We start from the raw sequence: 16,441 nt of genomic DNA, 5'->3' as shown, positions 1-16,441 counted from the left end.
AGCGCGGAAAACAAGCGCGAGGTGGCGCAGTCGGCTACCAGCTTCCGTGATTCGGCATCGAGGCCCACGGTTCCCGCGCGGGCAGATGACCATCCTGCAGCAGCTCGATCGAGATCAGGTCGGGAGAACGCACGAAGGCCATGTGTCCATCCCGTGGCGGCCGGTTGATGGTGTAGCCCATCGACTGCAATCGCTCACAGGTGGCATAGATGTCACTCACCTGAAAGGCGAGATGGCCGAAATTGCGTGCCGAACCATAGTCTTCCTGCGAGCCCCAGTTGAAGGTGAGCTCGATTTCGGCCTCCGGGCTGTCCGGCGCGGACAGAAACACCAGGGTGAACTTGCCTTCGGGTACCTCGCGACGCCGGACCTCGCGCAGACCCAGCCCCTCGCAGTAGAAGCGCAGCGAAGCTTCCAGATCACGTACGCGCACCATGCTGTGCAGGTATTTCATTGCGGGCCTCCTCGGCGACAGCAGCGTCACCACGGCTTCAGTCTGCGACAAACGCGCTCAAGGCCGCGTGCAGGCGCGCCAGTCCTTCGGCCAGTTCCTGGTCGGTGATGGTAAGCGGTGGCACGAAACGCAGCACATCCGGCCCGGCCTGCAACAGCAGCAGGCCGTGTGCCGCTGCGTGGTCGACGATGACGCCAGCCTTGCCTGCGTAGGCGGGAGCCAGTGCCGCGCCGATCATCAGGCCGCGGCCACGCACCTCGGCGAACAGTTCGCCTTCGTGATCGACTTTCGCAAGACCCGCGCGCAGATCGTTCGCCTGGCGCTCCACGTTGGCCAGCACCGCTGGCGAGGCGAGTTTGGCCAGCGCTACTCGCGCCACGGCTGCCGCCATGGGATTGCCGCCGAAGGTGGTGCCGTGCGCGCCGACCTGCATCACCTCGGCCACCTTCGGGCCGGCCAACATCGCGCCGATCGGAAAACCGCAGCCGAGTGCCTTGGCCAGGGTGACGATATCCGGCGTGATGGCCTCGTCGGTGTGGGCAAACAGGCTGCCGGTGCGACCCATGCCGCACTGGATCTCGTCCAGCACCAGCAGCGCGTCGTGCGCATCGCAGAGTTTGCGCACGCGCTCCATGAAACCCGGCGCCGCCGGCACCACGCCACCTTCGCCCTGCACCGGCTCCAGCATCACCGCGGCAATGCCGCCCTCGGTGAAGGCCTGCTCCAAGGCCGCCACATCGTTGAAGTCGAGATAGCGGAAACCGCCTGGAAGCGGCTCGCAACCCTGCTGATACTTCGGTTGAGCCGTCGCGGTGACGGTGGCAAGCGTGCGGCCGTGAAACGACCCTTTGAACGTGACGATCGTGCGCTGTTCCGGCGGCCGCCCTTTGGACGAGGCCCAGCGCCGTACCAGCTTGATCGCGGCCTCGTTGGCTTCCGCGCCCGAATTGCACAGAAAGACGCGCTTGGCGAAGCCGGAAGCCTTGACCAGTTCCTCGGCCAGTCGCAATGGCGGCTCGGTGTAGAACACGTTGCTGGCATGCCAGAGTTTGTGTGCCTGTGCCGTCAGCGCCGCGAGCAGGTCCGGGTCCTGGTGGCCCAGCGCGTTCACCGCGATACCGGCACCGAAGTCGATGTAGTCGCGACCCTGCGTATCCCACACTCGCGCACCCTTGCCATGGTCAAGCACCAGCTCGCGCGGCTGGTAGACGGGCAGCCAGTAGCGCTTGCCGAGATCAATCAGAGCCGAGACATCGTCCTTATCCGGTGCGTGCGACATGGCGATCAGTCCAGGAACAAATCCGGCAGCAACGCGGCACCGGGCTGTACCGCGTAGTGGTCGAAGTCGGTCACGCCGGTTTCGCCCAGCACGTCGTCGTCGATCGCGAAATGACCGGTGTATTCGCGCGACGGACGCGTCAGCATCACATGCGCGGCATCGGCAACGATGTCCGGTTTGCGGCAGTGTTCGGCGGTGACGCCGTCGATCATGCCGATCGCCGCGGTGGCGATCACGGTGCGCGGCCACAAGGCATTTACCGCAATGCCCAGCTCGGCAAATTCGGCACTCATGCCGAGCACGCACAGGCTCATGCCGTACTTGGCGATGGTGTACGCGGTGTGTGGCGCGAACCACTTCGGGTCGAGGTTCGGCGGTGGCGACAGCATCAGCACGTGCGGATTGTCCGCCTGCTTCAGGTACGGCAGGCAGGTCCGGGTGACCAGGAACGTGCCGCGACTGTTAACCTGGTGCATCAGGTCGTAGCGTTTCATCGGCGTGTCGGCGGTACCGGCCAGCCAGATCGCGCTGGCGTTGTTGACCACGATGTCGATGCCGCCGAAGTGCTCGGCCGCTTGGGCTGCCGCAGCGACGACTTCGGCCTCCTCGCGGATGTCCACCTGCAAGGCCAGCGCCTTGCCGCCTGCCGCCTCGATCTCGGCAGCGGCAGTGTGGATGGTGCCGGGCAGTTTGGGGTTTGGCACGGCGCTCTTGGCCGCAATCACGATATTGGCGCCATCGCGCGCAGCGCGCAGCGCGATCGCCAGCCCGATGCCGCGCGAGGCACCGGTGATGAACAGGGTCTTGCCAGCCAGGGTGCCCATGCGATCGGCTCCGTCAGAAAGACTCGTAGTCTAGCGGAGCGGGCACATCAGGGCTTCTGGAACCGCGGCAGGATGTCGCGCAACTCGGCCAGCCGTTGCAACGGATCGGTCAGCTCCAGCATGTGCTGCTGTTCGCCGCAATCCAGCGGCAGCAATTCGGCCAGACGAAAACCGAGCCAGCTGGCATCCTCGTAGTTGCTGCGCGGCGCTTGCCGCCACTGGGGCGCCATCGTCTCGATCAAGCGTTCGAGGATGCTTTGCAGCAAGGCAAACTCCACCGGCACCTCGACGTTCGGCTCGCACGGCCAAAGTTCGGCGTCGCCACGCAGCTGGCCGTCGGCACGAATCCGGCTGCGCGCCACGCGAAAACGCGATCCGCCCTCGGCCACGATACCCAGCAGACCATCTTCGTCGCGATGGAAGTCGCTGATCCGCGCCAAGGTGCCGATCGCCGCAGGGACGGCCGGCTCGCCTGTCTCCTGCCCGGCGAGGATGAGACACACGCCGAACGCGCTGTCGTTGCGACTGCACTCGCGCACCAGGTCGAGATAGCGTGGCTCGAAAATGCGCAAATGCAGTCGTCCACCCGGAAACAGCACCGATCCAAGCGGAAACAACGGCATATCGAGCTGGGCGGACTGGGTAGCCATCGGCCGAGTGTAACCAGTGCCGGTGCGCGCGGTCTGCGGGCGCGGCCTCGAACCGGACTCAGACGTCGCGCAAGCTCTCGACGAAGCGACGTGGCGCGGCCTCGAAACCGCCGTTGGACATGAAGATCACCTGATCGCCTGGCCGGACCTGCGCGCGCAGGGTGGAGATCAAGGCGTCCACCGTCGACACCGTCGTACCGTGACCAGTCAACGCCGCTGTCACGGCGGCAGCGTCCCACGACAACTCGGGACGCTGCAGAAACACCACCTGATCGGCATCGGCCAGCGAGGGCGCCAGCGCCGCCGCATGCGCACCCTGGCGCATCGAGTTCGAACGCGGCTCCAGCGCTACCCAGATCCGCGCGCCCCCGACCTTCGCGCGCAGCCCGGCCAGGGTGGTGGCGATCGCGGTGGGATGGTGGGCGAAGTCGTCGTAAACGCGTACGCCGCCCACCTCGCCCACCAATTCCATCCGGCGCTTGACGCTTTCGAATGTGGCGAAGGCCGGCAGCAAGGCTTGCGGATCGGCACCTGCCGCCGCCGCAGCCGCCAGCGCGGCCAGCGCGTTCATCACGCTGTGCCGGCCCAGCAGTGACCAGTGGATCTCGCCGATCAACCGACCGGCGTGATGCACGCTGAAAGCGGAGCCGTCCGCTTCGATCAGGCGGGCTTGCCAGTCACCTGCACCGATGCCAAAGGTTTCCACCGGCGTCCAGCAGCCCATCGCCAGCACTTCGGCGAGGCGCTCATCATGCGCATTGACGATCAATCTGCCGTTGCCCGGCACGGTACGCACCAGATGATGGAACTGGCGCTGGATCGCGGCCACGTCGGGGAAGATGTCCGCATGGTCGTATTCGAGATTGTTGAGAATCGCGATGCGCGGGCGGTAGTGCACGAACTTGGAGCGCTTGTCGAAGAACGCGGTGTCGTATTCGTCGGCTTCGATGACGAAAGGCGGGGATTCGGGGAAAAGGGGGTCAGAGTCACTTTTCTGCGCAGCTCGATCTTCGTGGGGCAATACGGAAAAGTGCCTCTGACCCCCTTTTCCCATCCGCGCCGACACCCCGAAGTTTCCCGGCACGCCCCCAATCAGGAATCCCGGTTCGTGCCCGGCGCTGTCAAGCAGATGTGCCAGCAGGCTGCTGGTGGTGGTCTTGCCGTGGGTACCGGCCACGGCGAGCACATCGCGGCCGGCCAGCACCGTTTCGCCCAGCCACTGCGGCCCGGAGATGTACCGCAGCCGGGCATCCAGCATGTATTCCACGGCCGGATTGCCGCGCGTCATGGCGTTGCCGACCACGACCAGATCGGGTGGCGGCTGCAGATGGCTGGCTGCATAGCCGCTCATCAGGCCGATGCCCAGCGATTCGAGTTGCGTACTCATCGGCGGATAGACGTTGGCGTCGGAGCCCTCGACCGTGTAGCCGAGTTCACGCGCCAGCGCGGCGACGCCGCCCATGAAGGTGCCGCAAATGCCAAGGATATGCAGACGCATCGGAGTCAACTCATGATGCCCGCGTGCGGCGGGATGCGATCAGCCAGCAGCTGCCGATTCGTTCTGCAGTGCCTGCCGGATCCGGGCGGTGACCTGGTCCAACTCACCCACGCCGTCGACCACCTGCAGCTTGCCCCGGCGCGCGTAGAAATCGGCGACCGGCGCGGTCTGCTCGGCATAGATGGCCAAGCGCTTGCGCACCGTTTCCGGGTTGTCGTCGGCACGGCCTTCAGCCTTGAAGCGGATTTCGCAGCGACCGATGATGGTCTCGTTCGGCACTTCGAGCTTGATCACCGCGTCGAGCGGCTGGCCGATCTTGACCAGCAGGTGATCCAGCGCATCGGCCTGGGCCAGATTGCGCGGATAGCCATCGAGGATGAAGCCGGCCTTGGCATCATCCTGCGCCAGTCGATCCTCCAGCATGCCCAGCAGAATATCGTCGGACACCAGCTGCCCCGCGTCCATCACGGCTTTCGCCTTGAGCCCCATCGCCGTGCCGGCGGCCACGGCCGCACGCAGCATGTCGCCAGTCGAAATATGCGGTACGCCCAACGCCGTCTTCAAACGGGCAGCCTGCGTGCCTTTGCCCGAGCCGGGCGCACCAAGTAGGACGAGTCGCATAATGCTCCACAAGTCCGGCCCGCTGCCGCACACTGCGGCAGTCCGACCGATTCAAGAATTGGCCGTCAAATTAGCGGCTGTGCCCGATGCCGTCAAACGGCAGCGACACGCGCAAACTGGCAAGCCCTTGTCGTCCAAGGAAATTGCCGCCGAGCGTCCCGTCAGTCATTCGTCGATTCGAGGTTACCCATGAGCCCTGCACGCCGCCACCCCACCACCACCGGCAACCTGTTGTACGCCCAGTCCGGAGGTGTCACCGCCGTCATCAACGCCACGGCCGCGGGCGTGATCGAGGCGGCGCGGGCGAAGAACATCAAGGTCTATGCCGCGCGCAACGGCATCCTTGGCGCCCTGCGCGAGGAACTCATCGATACCTCGAAGGAATCCGCCGCTGCCATCACGGCATTGCGTCACACGCCCGGCGGCGCATTCGGTTCGTGTCGCTACAAGCTGAAATCACTGGAGGACAATCGCGCCGAGTACGAACGCCTGATCGAGGTGTTTCGCGCGCACGACATCCGCTGGTTCCTCTACAACGGCGGCAACGACTCGGCCGATACAGCGCTCAAGCTGTCGCAGATCGGCAAGAAGCTCGGCTACGACATCCGCTGCATCGGCGTCCCCAAGACGGTGGACAACGACCTCGTGGTCACCGATTGCTGCCCGGGTTTCGGCTCGGTAGCGAAATACACCGCGATCTCCACGCTGGAGGCGAGCCTGGATGTGGCTTCAATGTCCGAAACCTCGACCAAGGTGTTCATTCTCGAGGTGATGGGTCGCCACGCCGGCTGGATCGCCGCCGCGGCCGGCCTGGCCGGGGAAGGAGCCGATGCCGCGCCGCACCTGATCCTGTTCCCGGAGAAGCCGTTCGACGAGAAGTCTTTCCTGGCCAAGGTCAAGGCCACCGTCGAGCGCGTAGGCTGGTGCACGGTGGTCGCCTCCGAGGGTGTGCGCGACGCGACGGGACAGTTTCTTGCCGATGCCGGCACCCACGACGCATTCGGACACACCCAACTCGGCGGCGTGGCGCCGGTGCTGGCGGCTCTGGTCAAGCAGAAGCTCGGCTACAAGTACCACTGGGCCCTGCCCGATTACCTGCAGCGCTCGGCGCGGCACGCCGCGTCGAAGGTCGATGCCGAGCAGGCCTATGCCGTCGGCAAGGCCGCGGTCGACTACGCACTTCAAGGAATGAATGCGGTGATGCCGGTGATCGTGCGCATCGCCGACGCGCCCTATCGCTGGAAGATCGAGCCGGCGCCGCTGGCCAGGATCGCCAATCGCGAAAAGAAGATGCCGAACAACTTCATCACCCGTGACGGTTTCGGCATCACTGCTGCCGCCCGCCGCTATCTCGCGGCGCTGATCCGGGGCGAGGCGCCGCTGCCTTACGGCAAGGAGGGCCTGCCCCACTATGTGCGCCTGAAGAATGTCGCCGTGAAGAAATTGCTGAAGGACACCGAACAGTGAGGCTGCAGCTGGTACCGCAAGGATTTGCCTGAGCCGCAGCTGAAACCTCCACACGCCGGCCGGACTACGTTCAGGCGCAGGTTTCTACGGTGATATCGCAAGAGTCACCCGCCGCATGCCGCGGCAGCGACCTGAGGAGGAATCCGCGATGCCACTCATCACCCGCCTGCTTCTCGCTTTTGCCCTGCTGGGCACCAGTGGCCTGGCGCTCGCCGAACGTCACGGCCATGGTGATCATGACCGGCGAGGCCAGCAGCACAGTCAACGCGACCATCGCCAGCATCGCAGCCAGGTGGAACGGCGCCATGTCGACTACCGTCGCCACGACAGTCGCCGCGACTACCGTCACGACCGCCGCTACTACGGCAGCCGCCACGACTATCGTCACGACCGTCATCGCTACGGCTATCGCCCGGTGTATCACCCGCACTACCGGCACACGCGGTGGGTTCGCGGCCATCGCTATGGCGGGCCGACGTATGTGGTGCGCGACTACGGCTATTACCGCCTGCGTCCGCCACCGCGCGGCTACCACTGGGTACGTGCCGACAACGATTTCCTGTTGGTGGCAATAACCACCGGCATCATCCTGGATCTTGCGCTGCGCTGATTCACGCTTGGCGCTGCGGGACCGAAACCAATCAGGGCCATGCCTTCGTGCATGGCCCTGACTCGTTTCGGAGGGTTCCGGACGCCCAATGCTGCGACGCACAACGGCCGCGTCGACAAGGTCTGCTTATACTTCGTCGGACCGCCCGTTCTGGACGGCCACGAACAATACATGGGGAGGTTCCGATGCTGCAGCAGTATGGCTGGATCGTTCTGGCGTGTGCGGTAGTGGCGATTCTGTACGGCGCGTTGTCCGCGCGCTGGATCCTGGCGCAGTCGCCGGGCAACGAGCGGATGCAGGAAATTGCGGCCGCCATTCAGGAAGGTGCCCGGGCCTACCTCAACCGCCAGTACGCCACGATCGGCATGGTCGGCGTGGTGTTGCTGCTGCTGATCGGGTTTTTCCTCAACTGGCACACCGCGATCGGATTCCTGATCGGTGCGGTGCTGTCCGGGGCGGCCGGCTACATCGGCATGAACGTCTCAGTGCGGGCCAACGTGCGTACTGCCGAAGCAGCACGCAACGGCCTGAGCCCGGCCATGAACGTGGCATTCCGCGGCGGCGCGATCACCGGCATGCTGGTGGTCGGCCTGGCACTGCTCGGCGTCACCGGTTACTGGCTGGTGCTCAACCATCTCGGCGTCACCGGTGAGGTGGCGCTGCACGCGCTGATCGGGCTGGCGTTCGGCAGTTCGCTGATCTCGATCTTCGCGCGCCTGGGCGGCGGCATCTTCACCAAGGGTGCCGATGTCGGCGCCGACCTGGTCGGCAAGGTCGAGGCGGGCATTCCCGAGGACGATCCGCGCAACCCCGCGGTGATCGCCGACAACGTGGGCGACAACGTGGGCGACTGCGCCGGCATGGCAGCCGACCTGTTCGAGACCTACGCGGTGACGGTGATCGCCACCATGCTGCTGGCCGGTCTCACCTTCGCCAACGACATGCAGGCGCTGCTGTACCCGCTGATGCTCGGCGCGGTGTCGATCATCGCCTCGATCATCGCCACGTTCTTTGTTCGGGTGAAACAGGGCGGCTCGATCATGGGCGCGCTGTACAAGGGCGTGATCATCTCGGCCTTGCTTTCCGCGATTGCGTTCTGGTTCGTCACCGGCAACCTGTTGCCGCAGGGCCTGACCGAAACCGACGGTACGGTGATCTCCAAACTTGCCTTGTTCGAATGTTCGCTGATCGGTCTGGTGCTGACCGGGCTGATCGTGTGGATCACCGAGTACTACACCAGCACCGACTACAAACCCGTGCAGCACATCGCTGCGGCATCGACCACCGGGCATGGCACCAACATCATCGCCGGGCTCGGCATCTCGATGAAGTCCACGGCCTGGCCGGTGATCGTGATCTGCGCGGCAATCTGGAGCGCCTACGCGCTGGGCGGCCTGTACGGCATCGCCATCGCGGCAACCGCGATGCTCTCGATGGCGGGCATGATCGTGGCGCTGGATGCCTATGGCCCGATCACCGACAACGCCGGCGGCATCGCCGAGATGAGTGACCTGCCGCCGGAAGTGCGTGGCGTCACCGATCCGCTCGATGCGGTCGGCAACACCACCAAGGCGGTGACCAAGGGTTACGCGATCGGATCGGCCGCGCTGGCTGCTCTGGTGCTGTTTGCCGACTACACGCACAACCTGAAGACACACTTCGGCTTCGAGACCACGTTCGACCTGTCCAACCACTACGTGATCATCGGCCTGCTGATCGGCGGGCTGATCCCGTACCTGTTCGGTGCGATGGCGATGGAGGCGGTCGGCCGCGCGGCAGGCGCGGTGGTGGAGGAAGTGCGCCGTCAGTTCCGCGACATCCCCGGCATCATGGAGGGCACCGGCAAGCCGCAGTACGACAAGGCGGTGGACATGCTGACCAAGTCGGCGATCAAGGAAATGATCGCGCCGTCGCTGTTGCCGGTGCTGGTGCCGGTGGTGGTGGCGTTCGGCTTCAAGTGGCTGGCCGGCTCCTCCGAAGCGGGCGCGCAAGCGCTGGGCGGCGTACTGATCGGCACCATCGTCACCGGCCTGTTCGTGGCGATCTCGATGACCACCGGCGGCGGCGCGTGGGACAACGCCAAGAAGTACATCGAGGACGGCCACCACGGCGGCAAGGGATCGGAAGCGCACAAGGCCGCCGTCACCGGCGATACCGTGGGCGACCCGTACAAGGACACCGCCGGCCCCGCCGTGAATCCACTGATCAAGATCATCAATATCGTGGCGTTGCTGCTGATTCCGCTGCTCTAGATCCAAGCGACTTCCGCACGGCACCTTCGCCCCTCTCCCGCGACGCGGGAGAGGGGGACGGGGTGAGGGGCGCCGCAGGCGCGGATCAAGATCATCAATATCGAGGCGCTGCCGCTGATTCCGCTGCTCTGGCCCCACGCGTCAATGACAACAGGAATCCCGCTGCGGCGGGATTCTTGTTGTCTGGGTCGCTGAACCCGAGCATGCATCACATGCCGCACGCGGCCGGGAGCGTTAGTCTTGACCGACGGCACGCCCATCCCACGAACACAATTGGAGAGACACCATGAAACCGGTCTGGCTGATACTGGCGCTTGGCGCGACACTGGTGGGCATGAACCAGGCCGACGCGACCGACAAGAAACCCGCTCAGACACCAACCGATCAAGCCGCCAGCGACGACCCCTTTCTGTGGCTCGAAGACATCCACGGCGAGCGCCCGATGGCCTGGGTGAAACAGGAAAACGCACGGACCCTCAAGCGCTTCGCCGACAATGCCGAGTTTGAAAAGACCCGGAACGAGATCCTCGAGGTACTCGATTCGGATGCGCGGATTCCCTACGTCAACCGCATGGGCGGGAAGCTCTACAACTTCTGGCGTGACCAGGCGCATCCCCGCGGGATCTGGCGCCGCACCACCCTGGTCGAATACCGCAAGGCCGCACCGAAGTGGGAAGTGCTGCTGGATGTCGATGCGTTGAACAAGGCCGAGGGCAAGCGCTGGGTATTCAAGGGAGTGGAGTGCCTGAAGCCGAAGTACGAGCGCTGCCTGGTCCTCCTCTCACCGGATGGCGGCGATGCGGTGGCGGTGCGCGAGTTCAGCATTCCACAGAAGGCATTCGTGAAGCACGGGTTTGAGCTCCCAGTCGCCAAAACCGAGGTCAGCTGGATCGACGAGGACACGATTTACGTGGGCACGGACTTCGGCCCCGGTTCGATGACCGAATCCAGCTATCCACGCATCGCCAAGGAATGGAAGCGCGGGACGCCGCTGGCCACGGCCAGTACGGTGTACGAGGGCAAGCCCGACGATCTCGCGGTCAGCGCATTCCACGACCGCACGCCGGGCTACGAACGGGACTTCGTGTCGGTGGCCAAGGACTTCTTCCATTCACAGTTGTTCCTGCGCCGCGGCGACAAGCTGACCCGGGTCGACGTGCCGACCGATGCCCGCGCCGATGCACACCGCGGCTGGCTGCTGGTGCAAACGCGATCGCCGTGGACGGTGGCGGGCACGACCTACGCCTCCGGCACGCTGCTGGCCACGCGCTTCGACGATTTCATGGCCGGCAAGCGCCAGTTCACCGTGTTGTTCCAGCCGGACGAACACACCGCCCTGTCGAGCTATGCCTGGACCAGGCACCACCTCATTCTGGACGTGCTGGACGATGTCCAAAGCCGGCTCAAGGTCCTGACGCCGCCACAGATGGCCGGCCCCGACAACGGCTGGCAACCCCGGGCGTTGCCCGGTGCGCCGGCGCTGAGCACGATCAGCGTGGTCGATACCGATCCCGATCAAAGCGACGAGTACTGGCTCGACGTGGCCGGATTTCTCAGCCCGTCATCGCTGCAGCGCGGCGTGCTCGGCAGCACCCCAGCCGAAACGATCAAGCAGGAACCCGCTTTCTTCGATGCCTCGAAGTTCACTGTCAGCCAGCATTTCGTGACCTCGACGGACGGCACCCGCGTGCCCTACTTCGAGATCGCCCCGAAGGACCTCAAGCTGGACGGCTCCAATCGCACCCTGCTGTACGGTTACGGTGGTTTCGAAGTGTCCCTGTTGCCGCACTACAGCGGCAGCATCGGCCGTGCCTGGCTCGATCGGGGCGGCGTTTACGTGGTGGCCAATATTCGCGGCGGTGGCGAGTACGGGCCGCGCTGGCACAAGGCCGCACTCAAGGCGAACCGACCACGCGCTTACGAGGATTTCGCGGCGGTGGCGCAGGACCTGATCAAGCGCGGCGTCACTTCGGCCAAACACCTCGGTGCCGAAGGCGGCAGCAATGGGGGCCTGCTGATGGGCAACATGCTCACCACCTATCCGCAGCTGTTCGGCGCGATTGCCTGCGAAGTACCGCTGCTCGACATGAAGCGCTATTCGCACCTCTCTGCCGGTGCGTCGTGGATGGCCGAGTATGGCAACCCGGACACCGCGGACTGGAACTACATCAAGACGTTCTCGCCGTACCAGAACGTGAACAAGAGCGGCCACTATCCGCCGGTGCTGTTCTACACCGCCACCAGCGACGACCGCGTCGGCCCGGTGCAGGCCCGCAAGATGGCGGCGAAGATGCAGGCGCAGGGCCATCCGGACGTGTGGTTCTACGAGAATCTCGAGGGCGGCCACGGCGCCGGTGCGGACAACAAACAGTCGGCGCACATGCACGCGATGGCCTACGACTTCCTGTGGGACCAGCTGAAATAAGCGCGAACGGCCGCGCGCCGGCGATGCCGGCGTGCGGGCACCTCGGGCGCTGAAGTATGCTTTGGTGCCTGTCCCCGCCGTTGTTGCGTCCCGCCATGCCTGCACGCGTCACCATCAGTCCCGAATTGCGCGAATGGATTCTTGTCACCACCCGGGCCGGTCACGGCGTGCCGGAGGTGCTGCGGCTGATGAAGGACAACGGCTACGATCCGCGCCAGAGCCGCAGCATCGTTGCCGAGGTGCTCAAACTGCCGCTGTCTGCACTTACCGCAAGCACGGAGAAGCCCGCGCCACGCGGGCTGCGCACGCGGCATCCCGAAGCCCCCTCCGTCCGCATCGGCGGGCACGCCATCGATGTGTCGCTTTCCGTGGACGCACCGCCGCTGCGCGTGCTCGAAGGCATGCTCGGCGAGGCGGAATGCGCCGAACTGATCGAGCTGGCCCGCCCGCGCCTGCAACGAGCAATGACGGTGGACGACAACGGCAAGCACCAGGTGGACCAGCGGCGCACCAGCGAAGGCATGTTCTTCTCGCTCGGCGAGTTGCCGCTGGTCCGGCAGATCGAACAACGCCTCGCCGATCTGCTGGGTTTGCCGGCAAACCACGGCGAGGGGCTGCAGATCCTGCACTACGAGCCAGGCCAGGCCTACGAGCCGCATTTCGACTGGTTCGACCCCGAGCTGCCCGGCTACGAAACCATCACCCGGTCCGGCGGCCAGCGCATCGCCAGCGTGGTGATGTATCTCAATACCCCCGAACAAGGCGGCGGCACGGCGTTTCCCGAGCTTGGGCTGACGGTCACCGCCCGGCGTGGCTCGGCCGTGTATTTCGCCTACGAAGGTGGCGACCAGAGCTCGCTGCATGCCGGGCTGCCAGTGCTCCGTGGCGAGAAGTGGATTGCCACCAAGTGGCTGCGCGAACGCCCGTATCGGAACTCGGCGCGCGGCTGAGCTGGGCGGCTGTGCTGGTTGATCGACGCATCGGTTGCTGCGATGCAGCAGCGTTTGGCGTATCCTAGCCGACTGCGTTTTCCCTAACTTGTCTCGAGGATTCCCATGGGTTTGCATCTTGTCCCCGCCGGTAGCGACGTGCCGAACGAAATCAACGTCATCATCGAAATCCCCAAGGATGCCGAGCCGGTCAAGTACGAAGTGGAAAAGGTGAGCGGCGCGATTTTCGTCGATCGCATCCTGTCCACGCCGATGCGTTACCCCTGCAATTACGGCTACGTCCCGGGCACCCTGGGTGGCGATGGCGATCCGCTGGATGCGTTGGTGATCCTGCCGTTGCCGCTGACCGTCGGCTCGGTGATCCGCTGCCATCCGGTCGGCATGTTGCAGATGAGCGACGAGGCGGGCAGCGATGAGAAACTGGTGGTGATCCCCTCACCCAAGGTGTTTCCGGGCTACGCGCACATCAATGACATGAAGGGCGTTTCGCCGCACTGGCTGGAGCGCATCGGCCACTTCTTCGAGCACTACAAGGATCTGGAGAAGGGCAAGTGGGTCAAGGTCGAGGGCTGGGCCGGTGCCGACGAGGCCAAGGCGGAAATCGTTGCTGGCGTCGAACGCTACAACGCAGTCAAGGCCTGATCGCCCGACACGTCAGCGGCGCGCCACCCGACGGTGACGCGCCGTTTTCATGTTTGCGGCCAGCGCTGACACTCAACCGCGCTTGAGCAGCTCGCGCAATTCGATCAGCGCCGCGTTTGCACGCGATACGTAGTTGGCCATCACCAGCGAGTGGTTGGCGAAGAACCCGAACGGCGAACCATTCAACACCATCGGGCTGTGCAGCGGGCGCTGCGCTTCTTCCAGTTCACGAATCACCTGATCCAGGCTGACCGCGGCGTGTTTGCTGCGCAGGATGGGTCCGAAATCGGTCTGGAACGCTTTGAGTTGTTCAAGCAGAGTCCAGGTGTAGCCGCGCGCTTCGTAGAAGTTGTCGTCGATCCTGGTCCATGGCGTCTTCACCATGCGGCCGCTACCCGGCGCCTGCACGCTGGCCGCGCTGGCCGGATCGGAGGCATCCACGTCGCCAACACGTATCTGTCCCACGCTGGCCGACAACCGCTGCGACAGCGAACCCAGTCGTGACGAGGCCAATTGCAGGTAGTCGGCGAGGTTGTCCGCGCGCGCGTAGAAATGCGCGCTGCTGTCGTCGGTATCGCCCAGACGCGCGAGATAGCCGTCCAGATACTTGATCGCCTTGCGGTACTGGCTCTCCGAGCTGGGCAGCAGCCAGCGATCATTCGGGCTGTTGAGCAGGGGATCGGCCCCGGTCAGATCCTTGTCCTCGGTCGATTGCGTCTGCGAACGGCTGAAATCGTTGCGCAATGCGCGAACCAGATCACGCGACGCGGTCAACGAGCCGAATTCCCAGTTGGGCACGTTGTCCATCCACACGCCCGGCGGCAACTTGTCGTTGCTGAGGTAGCCGCCGCGTTTGTCCAACAACGTTCGTACTGACGTGATCAGGGTCACCGTGGTGGTCGCCCCGGTCACGACCGGGCGGTTCAGTTCACGCATCTGCGCCTGGGTGACCGCCACCGGATCGAACAGCGGCGGCTCGGCGTCCCACCACCACATCAGGCCGGCAATCAGCAACACCAGCAGCGCGATCAGCGCCAGCACCGCGCGGCGAATACCTCGACGTGGCTGGTTCAAGGTGGCCTGGGGAGGCATGGGACGACTCCTGCATGTGGGCGGCTGTGTACGACTAGCTTACAGCCCCTCACCATGATGCCACCCGATGCCTTCACGCTGTTGGCCGGGCACGGTTCGCAGCCGCCGCTCGCGGCCGCGCGCCCACGCCTCGACCCCACAATCAGCGACCCTTGGAACCCGCCGACTTGCGGGTCGGGCGCGGCTTGGCCGGTTCGCCCTTCTTGCCCAGTTGCTCCAGCAGCGTGTTCATGTCCTCGGCGTGCTCCTCCTCCATCGCCAGGATGCCTTCCAGCATGCGACGGGTGGTCGGATCATCGGTGCCGACGTAGTTGATCATTTCGCGATAGCTGTCGATGGCGATGCGCTCGGCGACCAGGTTTTCCTTGATCATGTCGACGATGTCCTCACCTTCGACGTAATCCGAATGGCTGCGGCTGAGCAGACCTTCGGGTGACAGGTTCGGCTTGCCCTCGAGCTGCGTGATGCGCTCGGCGAGCAGGTCGGCATGCCCCTGTTCTTCATTGGCGTGCGCGAGGAACTCCGCCTTGATTGCCTGCGAATTGATGCCCGAAGCCATGTAGTAGTGGTACTTGTAGCGCAGCACGCAAACCAGCTCGGTAGCCAGGGCGTGGTTGAGCAGCTTGACCACCGTCTGGCGATCCGCGCTGTAGCCCGCCGTCATGGCGCCTTTCTCGATCTCCTTGCGGGCGCGCTTGCGGATGTTTTCGATATCGGTGACGAACGGCTTGGTCTTGGCCATGGCTTGCTCCTGCGCTGGACGGTGTGGTGGTTCGCGGCGTAGCTGTCGATGACGCCACAATCCCGCACAGCCTAGGCATGCGCATGGAAAAGCAAGGTGAAGGCCGGAAATCCTGCGACGGTGTAGCGCCCTTGGCACTTGGCGTCCGTGGTGACCACCACGCCCATCACGCTGGCCGCGAGAGAGGAAGCGTCCCCGCCAGGATTGGCGCGCGCGATTGACCTGTGACTCAGCGTGCGCGGGGGAGAAAGGCGCGCAGAAAGGTATCAACGCCGGCGCGCGCCGTGGCCTCGATCTCCTGCAGGTAGCTCTCCGGACAATCCGTGCAACCGAACATCTGGCGCATCATCAGGTTGCCCTTGATCAGGGTGAGAAACTGCATGCTGGCGCGCGGAACGTCTTCGATGTCCAGCTGGCCGGCATCCACGGCCTGCTGCAGCAGGCTCTCCATCAACCCGTGCGTGCGCGTTGCGCCTTCCTCCCAGATCAGCTTGCCGTAGCGAGGATTGCCCTGGCGACAGTCGCTGAGGATCGCGCGGAACGTACCGACGGTTTCGGCATTGCAATCCAGATGGGCGTGGGTCAACGCCACCCGCAGCAAGGTCTCGCGGATGTCGGCTTGCGGGTCGAAACGATAGGTCTCTTCCGGCAGCAGATCCTGGATGCGCGAGCGGATCACCTCCCGAAACAGGTTGTCCTTGTCACCGAAATGACTGTAGACGGTGAGCTTGGACACCCCGGCGTCCGCTGCGATGGCATCCATGCTGGTGCCGCCGAAAGCGTTGCTGATGAACAGGGCCTTGGCTGCCGCCAGGATAGCCGCACGCTTCTCCATGTCCTTCGGGCGACCGGGACCCTGGGCCCTGATTGGCGCGCTGGTACTCATGCCTCCACCTTCACAAACGGGAATCTGACCTTTATTATACGTCGCAGTT

General features: G+C 64.7%; 15 protein-coding genes. 6 read left to right on the top strand and 9 right to left on the bottom strand.

The genetic code is table 11. From position 1 onward, the window contains the following. Positions 1–34 precede the first annotated feature (34 nt). Genes AC0L58_RS01460 through AC0L58_RS01435 form a run of 6 tightly spaced genes read right to left on the bottom strand, consistent with a single transcriptional unit; the run spans position 35 to position 5,326 of the window. Positions 35–454 (bottom strand): lactoylglutathione lyase, encoded by a 420-nt coding sequence (locus AC0L58_RS01460; RefSeq protein ID WP_473685970.1) that lies wholly within the window; start codon positions 452–454, stop codon positions 35–37. A 37-nt stretch (positions 455–491) separates the two neighbouring features. Continuing rightward, positions 492–1,733, bottom strand: coding sequence for an acetylornithine/succinylornithine family transaminase (locus AC0L58_RS01455; protein WP_473685968.1), 1,242 nt, complete (start codon positions 1,731–1,733; stop codon positions 492–494). A gap of 5 nt (positions 1,734–1,738) precedes the next feature. After that, positions 1,739–2,557, bottom strand: a complete 819-nt coding sequence (locus tag AC0L58_RS01450) for an SDR family oxidoreductase (RefSeq protein ID WP_473685966.1) — start codon at positions 2,555–2,557, stop codon at positions 1,739–1,741. 47 nt (positions 2,558–2,604) lie between these two features. Then, positions 2,605–3,207, bottom strand: coding sequence for an LON peptidase substrate-binding domain-containing protein (locus AC0L58_RS01445; protein WP_473685964.1), 603 nt, complete (start codon positions 3,205–3,207; stop codon positions 2,605–2,607). A 58-nt stretch (positions 3,208–3,265) separates the two neighbouring features. Further along, the gene (gene mpl / locus AC0L58_RS01440) at positions 3,266–4,705 is read right to left on the bottom strand and encodes a UDP-N-acetylmuramate:L-alanyl-gamma-D-glutamyl-meso-diaminopimelate ligase (RefSeq protein ID WP_473685962.1); all 1,440 of its coding nucleotides are present in this window, start codon (positions 4,703–4,705) and stop codon (positions 3,266–3,268) included. Between the two features lie 39 nt (positions 4,706–4,744). Further along, on the bottom strand, positions 4,745–5,326 hold the full coding sequence (locus tag AC0L58_RS01435; protein ID WP_473685960.1) for an adenylate kinase: 582 nt from the start codon (positions 5,324–5,326) through the stop codon (positions 4,745–4,747). A gap of 189 nt (positions 5,327–5,515) precedes the next feature. Here AC0L58_RS01435 and AC0L58_RS01430 point away from each other — a divergent pair, with 189 nt between their 5' ends. The 6 genes from AC0L58_RS01430 to ppa all read left to right on the top strand — a co-directional run bounded on the left by AC0L58_RS01430 (position 5,516) and on the right by ppa (position 13,672). After that, positions 5,516–6,793, top strand: coding sequence for a 6-phosphofructokinase (locus AC0L58_RS01430; protein WP_473685958.1), 1,278 nt, complete (start codon positions 5,516–5,518; stop codon positions 6,791–6,793). 148 nt (positions 6,794–6,941) lie between these two features. After that, on the top strand, positions 6,942–7,403 hold the full coding sequence (locus AC0L58_RS01425) for an RcnB family protein (RefSeq protein ID WP_473685956.1): 462 nt from the start codon (positions 6,942–6,944) through the stop codon (positions 7,401–7,403). Between the two features lie 185 nt (positions 7,404–7,588). After that, positions 7,589–9,655 (top strand): sodium-translocating pyrophosphatase, encoded by a 2,067-nt coding sequence (locus AC0L58_RS01420; protein ID WP_473685954.1) that lies wholly within the window; start codon positions 7,589–7,591, stop codon positions 9,653–9,655. 286 nt (positions 9,656–9,941) lie between these two features. Continuing rightward, entirely contained in the window at positions 9,942–12,080 is a 2,139-nt protein-coding gene (locus AC0L58_RS01415) for a prolyl oligopeptidase family serine peptidase (RefSeq protein WP_473685952.1), read from the top strand. Positions 12,081–12,175: 95 nt separating this feature from the next. Continuing rightward, positions 12,176–13,030, top strand: coding sequence for a 2OG-Fe(II) oxygenase (locus AC0L58_RS01410; RefSeq protein ID WP_473685950.1), 855 nt, complete (start codon positions 12,176–12,178; stop codon positions 13,028–13,030). Positions 13,031–13,135: 105 nt separating this feature from the next. Further along, entirely contained in the window at positions 13,136–13,672 is a 537-nt protein-coding gene (gene ppa / locus AC0L58_RS01405) for an inorganic diphosphatase (RefSeq protein WP_473685948.1), read from the top strand. 72 nt (positions 13,673–13,744) lie between these two features. On the opposite strand, the gene AC0L58_RS01400 is transcribed toward ppa, so the two are convergent. From AC0L58_RS01400 to AC0L58_RS01390, 3 genes are all read right to left on the bottom strand, one after another. Continuing rightward, positions 13,745–14,764, bottom strand: coding sequence for a DUF2333 family protein (locus AC0L58_RS01400; RefSeq protein WP_473685946.1), 1,020 nt, complete (start codon positions 14,762–14,764; stop codon positions 13,745–13,747). 142 nt (positions 14,765–14,906) lie between these two features. Then, positions 14,907–15,506, bottom strand: coding sequence for a ferritin-like domain-containing protein (locus AC0L58_RS01395; RefSeq protein ID WP_473685944.1), 600 nt, complete (start codon positions 15,504–15,506; stop codon positions 14,907–14,909). A gap of 229 nt (positions 15,507–15,735) precedes the next feature. After that, complete coding sequence (locus AC0L58_RS01390) at positions 15,736–16,392, bottom strand: TetR/AcrR family transcriptional regulator (RefSeq protein WP_473685942.1); 657 nt, start codon at positions 16,390–16,392, stop codon at positions 15,736–15,738. Positions 16,393–16,441 lie beyond the last annotated feature (49 nt).

This window comes from Rhodanobacter sp. G2-10, assembly GCF_055809185.1.
Note: the sequence above shows the minus strand (reverse complement) of the source record. Positions and strands in the feature narration are given on the sequence as shown.